The organism is Acinetobacter sp. WCHAc060042 (assembly GCF_003231195.1).
GTDB lineage: Bacteria > Pseudomonadota > Gammaproteobacteria > Pseudomonadales > Moraxellaceae > Acinetobacter.
This window is the reverse complement of the sequence record NZ_QKVN01000074.1, coordinates 1-6914: the sequence shown is the minus strand read 5'-3', so window position 1 is coordinate 6914 and position 6914 is coordinate 1. Positions and strand designations below refer to the sequence as shown.

Here is a 6914-nt window from a genome sequence, read left to right as displayed (position 1 = left end):
CCTTCGGGTGCTTTTTTAATGAACTTCAAAAAGGGATGTCTACGTTGTATTTGAAAAGTAATCTATTGAAATTTTAAGCGCTTGCTTATGCTAGAATTTTCAACATTAAAACTCTAACTTATCGAATAATAAATTATGCCTAAAGCTTTAATCACAATGGGTTCAAAAACAACACATGGTGGTGTAGTCATTGAGTGCGAAAACAGTTTCGTAATTAATGGTATCGCTGTGCACTTAAATGGAATGAAACACTTTTGTCCGAAGTGCCGAATGGTGGTTTCTGCGATTGCAACAGACCAGAGCACAACAGTCTTGGGGCGTGCTGTGGTGATTGCAGGAGACAAAACTAACTGTGGCGCTACTTTTCTAGGTAATCAGAACTTAACAGTTTCAGCCAAGTGATGTCATTTAGAATGCTTCTATTGCTAGTCATGAAACTGGCATAAATGCTCAAATGTTGGGACGTATGTTTCATGTCTTGCCATTCCGTTCATTTTCAAAAATGACTATGGTAAACACGGTATGAAAAAAATAGATTTAAAGAGACATGAGTAAACCTGCCTTACACTTTACCCATGCAAATGGTATTCCATCTGCTAGTTATCAAAAGTTATTCCGTTTTTTAAGCAACGATTTTAATGTTAAAGCCATTCCGATGATTGGTCTAGATCCGCACTATCCTGTGGAATATCGTTGGGAAGCGTTGGTGGATCAAGTCATTTTAGATATAGAACAGCAGTTCCCCCAGCAACAAGTGATTGGTTTAGGGCATTCTTTTGGTTCCTTACTCACTTTGATGGCGGCCTATAAAAAACCACAGCTGTTTTCGCAAGTGATTATCATGGACCCACCATTTGTGATTGGGCCTAAAGCATTTTTATTTGAAGCTTTGCAAAAACTGGGTTCAAAGTCGGTTGATAAATTGACCCCAGCGGCAGTCACCGTTAAGCGTCGAGATCATTGGGAAAGCCTTGAACAAGCCAGTCAAACACTAAGACCGAATCGTATTTTTAAGGACTTTGATGAACAGTGTTTTGCCGATTTTATTGAGTGCGGTTTGAAAGTTGATCCAATACGAAGTGGCGTGACACTTGCTGTTCCTAAACAGACTGAAGCCAAAATTTTTAGAACAGTCCCTGCATGGTGGTGGCGTACCCCACGCAAAGCACCTAAGATGCCAATACATCTTATTACTGCAAAAAATAGTCATTTTTATAAGCAGGGTTTGCCACAAGGGATGAAAAAAACCTATGGCATCAACTATAGTGTGCTAGAAGGTAGCCACATGTTTCCACTTGAGAAACCTGAACAGACTGCAGATTTTGTACAGCAATTGATTGAAAAAAAAGGCCAAGTTAACTAAACCCTGAGTAAAGAATGTTCGCGTTAAGCCATCAACGAATCATGGCTTCGTCAAGATGACGTGAACCTTCTAAAATCATGCGGATCATGATCATGGTTTGTTCAGCCATTTTCTTGCGCTCTACACTTGGCATATCAATCACTTTGGCGCCCATATTGAATACCAATTGGGTGATTGCCATTGCGACTAATTCAGGGTGGAAGAGTTTACTGTTGTTTAAACGTTCTAAACGAATTAAGTCGTCTTTAAGTTCTTGCTGGAAATAGTTTAACTGTCGCTCTACTGCACTTTTGTACGAAGTGGAACCTGTATAACCTTCACGTAATAACAGACTCAAATTGCCATCGTCAGCATCTAGCTGTTCAATAAATACCTCAACAGAACTACGAATAATACTTTCTTGGCGAATCGCCTTAATGCGTGCTTCATGCAAAATCTGACGTAGTACCACACCTGCACGCTCAATTAACTCAATTGCAAGTTCGTCTGTGTCCTTAAAGTGACGATAGAAACTGTTCGGTGCAATGCCTGCTTCACGTGCAACTTCACGCAAACTTAGAGATGCAATACTTTTTTCAGGACCAATTAAATTTAAAGCAGCTTGGAACAGTTCGTCTTTTGTGATTGTTGCTTTTCGACCGACACTACGTGCAAGCACTGGTGCATGGGGTTTTGAAGCTTCATGCTCGGTGTTGGTTGTATGAGTTTGAATGGTGGTCGGTGTCATATTTATCAAGCAATTAAATCAAGACTTTTATTATAGCCCCACTGGTCGGCATTGTGAAACGAAACGAAACAATTGGAATATATATACAAATATATATACATGTGTATAATAATTCAAAATCTATGGCGTGGTCGTTTACTATGCATATCCTTGAAAGAACAAAATCTCCTTTAACTGAATTCGCTGAGAGTGTTGTAGATAGACATACAGCAAACTTTTGGCTCCAGAAAATTAACCCACTATGGTCAATCCACCAAGCATTAGGCAAAGTGGTGAAAAAAGAAGAAGCAGCACATGACATGGTGAGTTTGACGATCCAAATTAACCGTCATTTTCAAATGGGCCAAGCGGGACAGCATCATCCCGTTTATGTTGATGTACAGGGCATTCGTTACGAACGAACTTACAGTTTGACTCAACTAGATGCTCAGCATGTGTTGCTTAGCGTGAAAAAAGTGGATCAAGGTAAAGTGAGTCATTGGCTGTGTGAACAGACTCAAATTGGCGATATTTTAGAGTTTGGCCAGCCTTATGGTGACATGAAGTTGACTGTAAATGATCCAGAATTGATCCTGTTGGCTGCTGGTAGTGGTATTACACCCATGTTGAGCTTACTTAAACGTTTGGATCATACTACTCAACTTAAAACACAGCCTGTACATTTGATGTATTGGGTGAAACAGCATGCAGATGCAGCATTCAAGACTTATTTTGAACAATTGGCTACACAATATCCAAGTTTTCAGTTCAGTATTTTCTACACCCAAGAACCAGATGCAGATCAGCGCTTAAATGCGGATCACTTAACTGGATTGACTCAGATTGATCAGGCCACGGTTTATGCATGTGGTCCTTCTGGTTTTGTTGCTACGGTTGATGCACTTTTCGGTGAAGCAAAAATCCTAAAAACCGAAGCATTTAGCATGAGCCAGTTTACAAATGATGAAGTCGGTTTTGTCAATATCACATTAACCAAGTCGAAGAAGATTTTAAGTATTCCAAAAGGGCAATCTATTCTCGCTAGTTTAGAACAGCAAAATGTCAAACCGCAGCATGGTTGCCGTATGGGAATTTGTAATAAATGTGCATGTAATAAAGTAGAAGGTTCAACTCAAAGTTTGGTTAATGGTACGCGAAACTCTGAGCCTGGAAATTTTCTTAAAATCTGTGTGAATACAGCACAAACTGATCTTATTGTTGATTTATAAGGGGAATAAATACAATGAATATGCCAGTAAAAGTTGAATACTTTAAAAATCCAAAGAATCGTGAGTTGACTTCATTTGAGTTGGACGAGCTTGCACGTGAGCTTGATGCCATTAAACAAGAAGTGCTCGATGATATTGGTGAAAAAGATGCGCAATATATTCGTCGTGTGTATGCAGCAGTGCGTTACTCATCAATTGCAGGCCGCGCCTGTTTATTTGCTGGGTGGTTTCCGCCAGCATGGGTTCTAGGTACGGGGCTACTTGGTTTTTCCAAAATTATGGAAAACATGGAGTTGGGTCATAACGTAATGCATGGTCAATATGACTGGATGAATGACCCTAAATTTAATGGTCCAAACTATGAATGGGATATCGTAGGCACATCTGATAATTGGCGTCAAACCCATAATTATAAGCATCATACCTATACCAATATTAAAGGAATGGATGATGATATTGGTTATGGACTGCTTCGCTTATTCCCCGAACAGCGTTGGAAACCTGGCTTTTTATTACAACCCCTTTACAGCATTCCATTTTGTTTATTGTTCCAATGGGGAGTTGCGATTCAAAATTTGGAGTTGGGTAAATATTTCAAAGGTCGTAAGAGTAAAGCGCAAACTTTAGCTGAATGGAAACCGATGCAACGTAAGATTGGTAAGCAACTGTTTAAAGACTATGTATTTTTCCCACTGATTGCAGGTCCTGCTGCATTGCCTGTATTTGCGGGGAATATGGTAGCAAATGGCATCCGTAATATTTGGACTTTTAGTGTCATTTTCTGTGGGCACTTTACTAAGGATGTCGAAGTTTTCCCGAAAAAAGTACTGGAAAATGAAAGTCGTGGTCACTGGTATATGCGTCAAATTCGTGGATCATCAAATTTAACTGGATCAGAAGCGTTCCATATTTTGACTGGACATTTAAGTCACCAAATTGAACACCATTTGTATCCTGATGTTCCTGCACGTCGCTACCGTAAAATGGCGCCAAAAGTACAAGCAGTATGTGAAAAATATGGTTTAAATTACAATAATGCCAGCTTGGTAAAACAATATGGCAGTGTGATAAAACGTATTGTTAAATACGCATTTCCTTTTAAAAAGTAAGTTTAAAAGCCACTTCATATGAAGTGGCTTTTTTATGCTATTTACTAAATTGACGTAAGGTTTTTACTAAATGATCGTAATCACCTTGTTTTGCGATGTGGAGTACATGCTCAATTTCATGTTTTAACCATTTTTGTTTAGATGCATTAAAAGCAAACTGCGCCAATAGCACAAAAGGGCTCTCACCAAATTTGATAGAAAGACCCTTGACATACTTTGGTGGAGAAAACTGATCCATATTGATGCCTTTTTATAATAAAGTGGGATGGTTTTCAAAAATATTTTTATTCGTAAAAATTTATCATAAATATATTTTTTGGTAAATAAAGATGGCTGAATTTTAATAATAAATATATTTGAAATTTTAATATGCTTAAATATTAAGCAGGTCTTAATAATTAACTAATTTGCCGATGATTGGGGTGATTAGAGAGGTCAGGAAGCTGTGCATCTGTTCCAGCAAAATAAGTGAAATCGGCTAAGGACAACATTTGCATATCTTCAACACTGTTGCCATAAGCATAAACAGCATGGTAGCGATCAAGCTCATATTTTTCTTGGATACGGACAGCCTTTTGCTCACAGCTACAATCAGGAGTTAGATAGCGTCCCGTATAACGCTGTTGATTTTGTTCTACCTGCGTGCAGATCAAATCAATCGAGAGTATTTCACAAACATATTTTAAATAAATATCAATTGAAGCGGAGACTAAGACAACATCATCGCCTAAGTTTTGGTGTTGTTTAAGTTGGCTATACAACGCAGGATTAAGACCTTGCATGAGGCGCTCTGCATAGAGCTTTGCATGCATATCAATTTCCTTAATTTCGGCCTGTTTAAACATGGCCTGAAAAAGTTTCGGGCGCATTTGATGTGCAGGATAAAAACCTAAATAATAGCTTTGAATATAGGGGAGGAGTTTTAGCCCTTGTAAAGCAATATGTCGCTTTGAATGCACATAGAAAATGAACCCTGTAAAACTGTCTTTTCCATACAGGGTGCCATCAAAGTCAAATAAAGCTAAATTTTTATGCGCTTTGAGCGTTGCATGCATGATTGGTAACGTCCATTGACACGGGTTGCAAACCAATTTGTATTGTAATCACGACTCAATTTTGGACCAGAAATCACGACTTCAGGCATCATGGCATAGAAAGGTTCCTTTTTTGTGACCTCTTGATAAAGTTTGGTTACTGCACGATAAGTTGCAGTATCTTCAAACTTTTTCTCTTTTTCTTTCTTTAAATCTGAGCGAATCTGACGGGGTGTAACCAAAATGTTATGTTGAGCAAACACCGTAATCAATTCACGTTCAGACTGGCTTTTTGCCGACTTAGGAGAGCCATCTTTGCCATAAAGTAACAAGTCGCCATCTAAATCAAGTTCTGCTTCAGTTAAGTCATTTAGCATGCTTTGGAACGCAGCATTTCGGCTAGAGTACATGCCTGAGTTATAGTCAGCAAAGCGATAAAGGGGTTTGTCATAGTCAGCAGGATACATCATGAGTCGATGGATACCATAGTAAAGCCCCCCATACTGGCTATAAAGGTCTGTACGCAAGTCAGCCATACTACCACCTTCGCGTTTATGTTCTTTAGCATAGCCAATGTGTACTTGCATTGATCCAAGGGTTGTAACGGGGTTCATTTTTTCACCAACGTCTTGCCCTACAAGTTTAGCGGCTCCAGTCAAAGCACTGACGTGATAATGATTAGACATATAGTCAAAAATTTCACGGTAAAGCTCATCCAACTGACGTTCTGTTTTGACACGACGCATTTGGCTTAAATAGTTATCTTCAGGGCTTGGCTGTTCTTTTAGTACCTGCTGAAAATAGCCTGCAATGGTGCCACCAATGGCATCACCCAGTTTATCTTTAAATTTTTCATCCAAGCGTTCTTGAACTTCTTTTACTGCTTTCTCGCCTAGACCATAGACCTCTGGGTCAGCCACAAAATTCGACTCTTGATCGACTACAGCAATAATTGAACACATATTCTCTTTGTTTTGAGGAATACCTAACTGTTCTGAAATTTCGTAGATGTCTTTTGCCCATGAGCTTCGATCATTGACACGTCCTGGAATGATACGGGCAATTTGCTCGGCATTGAGCTTTGGTTCATCATCTGTCCACCATGAGCGATCACCACAGGCGGTTAAGCCTATAGATATGGCCAAGACACTTAATGTTTTTAAACCAGAAGAAAGAAACAGCTTTTTATTCATAAATAGAGAACACATGATAAAAGACAAGCTAGAACAGCAGATGCAGTATACTATGTTGGTCGAAAAAGTGATGAATTTTATATGTATATTGGTTGATGATAACTGTCAAATCATTTGATTGAGTATGGTTGTCATGTGAGGTCTATAGCCAAAATAAGGATTAAGACTGTTCTTTGTTATATGTTGGAAATAAAGAGATTAGGTTTTCTCGTTTTATTTATAACTCAACAGAATACTGTGCAAGAACTTTCTTTAAAGTCGAAAAAATGTGTTCATCCCT

Annotated in this window: 8 protein-coding genes; 4 read left to right on the top strand and 4 right to left on the bottom strand. The window is 38.8% G+C overall.

The features are described from left to right. Positions 1 to 135: 135 nt before the first annotated feature. On the top strand, positions 136 to 402 hold the full coding sequence (locus DPG01_RS17945; protein ID WP_086209362.1) for a PAAR domain-containing protein: 267 nt from the start codon (positions 136 to 138) through the stop codon (positions 400 to 402). 145 nt (positions 403 to 547) lie between these two features. Beyond that, positions 548 to 1363: an alpha/beta fold hydrolase gene (locus DPG01_RS17940; protein ID WP_110975964.1), complete on the top strand. Its 816-nt coding sequence runs from the start codon at positions 548 to 550 to the stop codon at positions 1361 to 1363. 31 nt (positions 1364 to 1394) lie between these two features. Here the strand turns inward: DPG01_RS17940 and fabR are convergent, their stop codons facing one another. Further along, on the bottom strand, positions 1395 to 2090 hold the full coding sequence (gene fabR, locus DPG01_RS17935; protein ID WP_110975963.1) for an HTH-type transcriptional repressor FabR: 696 nt from the start codon (positions 2088 to 2090) through the stop codon (positions 1395 to 1397). A 140-nt stretch (positions 2091 to 2230) separates the two neighbouring features. On the opposite strand from fabR, the gene DPG01_RS17930 reads away from it, so the two are divergent. Together DPG01_RS17930 and DPG01_RS17925 are read left to right on the top strand one after the other, a co-directional pair. Then, a complete protein-coding gene (locus DPG01_RS17930; protein ID WP_110975962.1) occupies positions 2231 to 3298 on the top strand; it encodes a ferredoxin reductase in 1068 nt (355 codons plus the stop codon). A gap of 14 nt (positions 3299 to 3312) precedes the next feature. Next, positions 3313 to 4407 carry a fatty acid desaturase family protein gene (locus tag DPG01_RS17925; RefSeq protein ID WP_086209358.1) on the top strand — a complete coding sequence of 365 codons (1095 nt, stop codon included), beginning with the start codon at positions 3313 to 3315 and terminating at the stop codon, positions 4405 to 4407. A gap of 37 nt (positions 4408 to 4444) precedes the next feature. Here the strand turns inward: DPG01_RS17925 and DPG01_RS17920 are convergent, their stop codons facing one another. From DPG01_RS17920 to DPG01_RS17910, 3 genes are all read right to left on the bottom strand, one after another. After that, on the bottom strand, positions 4445 to 4645 hold the full coding sequence (locus tag DPG01_RS17920) for a hypothetical protein (protein WP_086209357.1): 201 nt from the start codon (positions 4643 to 4645) through the stop codon (positions 4445 to 4447). Positions 4646 to 4805: 160 nt separating this feature from the next. Continuing rightward, on the bottom strand, positions 4806 to 5462 hold the full coding sequence (locus DPG01_RS17915; protein ID WP_110975961.1) for an HAD-IB family hydrolase: 657 nt from the start codon (positions 5460 to 5462) through the stop codon (positions 4806 to 4808). Continuing rightward, positions 5429 to 6634, bottom strand: a complete 1206-nt coding sequence (locus DPG01_RS17910) for a DUF1615 family protein (protein ID WP_086209355.1) — start codon at positions 6632 to 6634, stop codon at positions 5429 to 5431. The genes DPG01_RS17915 and DPG01_RS17910 overlap by 34 nt, the downstream gene beginning before the upstream one ends. Positions 6635 to 6914: the final 280 nt, after the last annotated feature.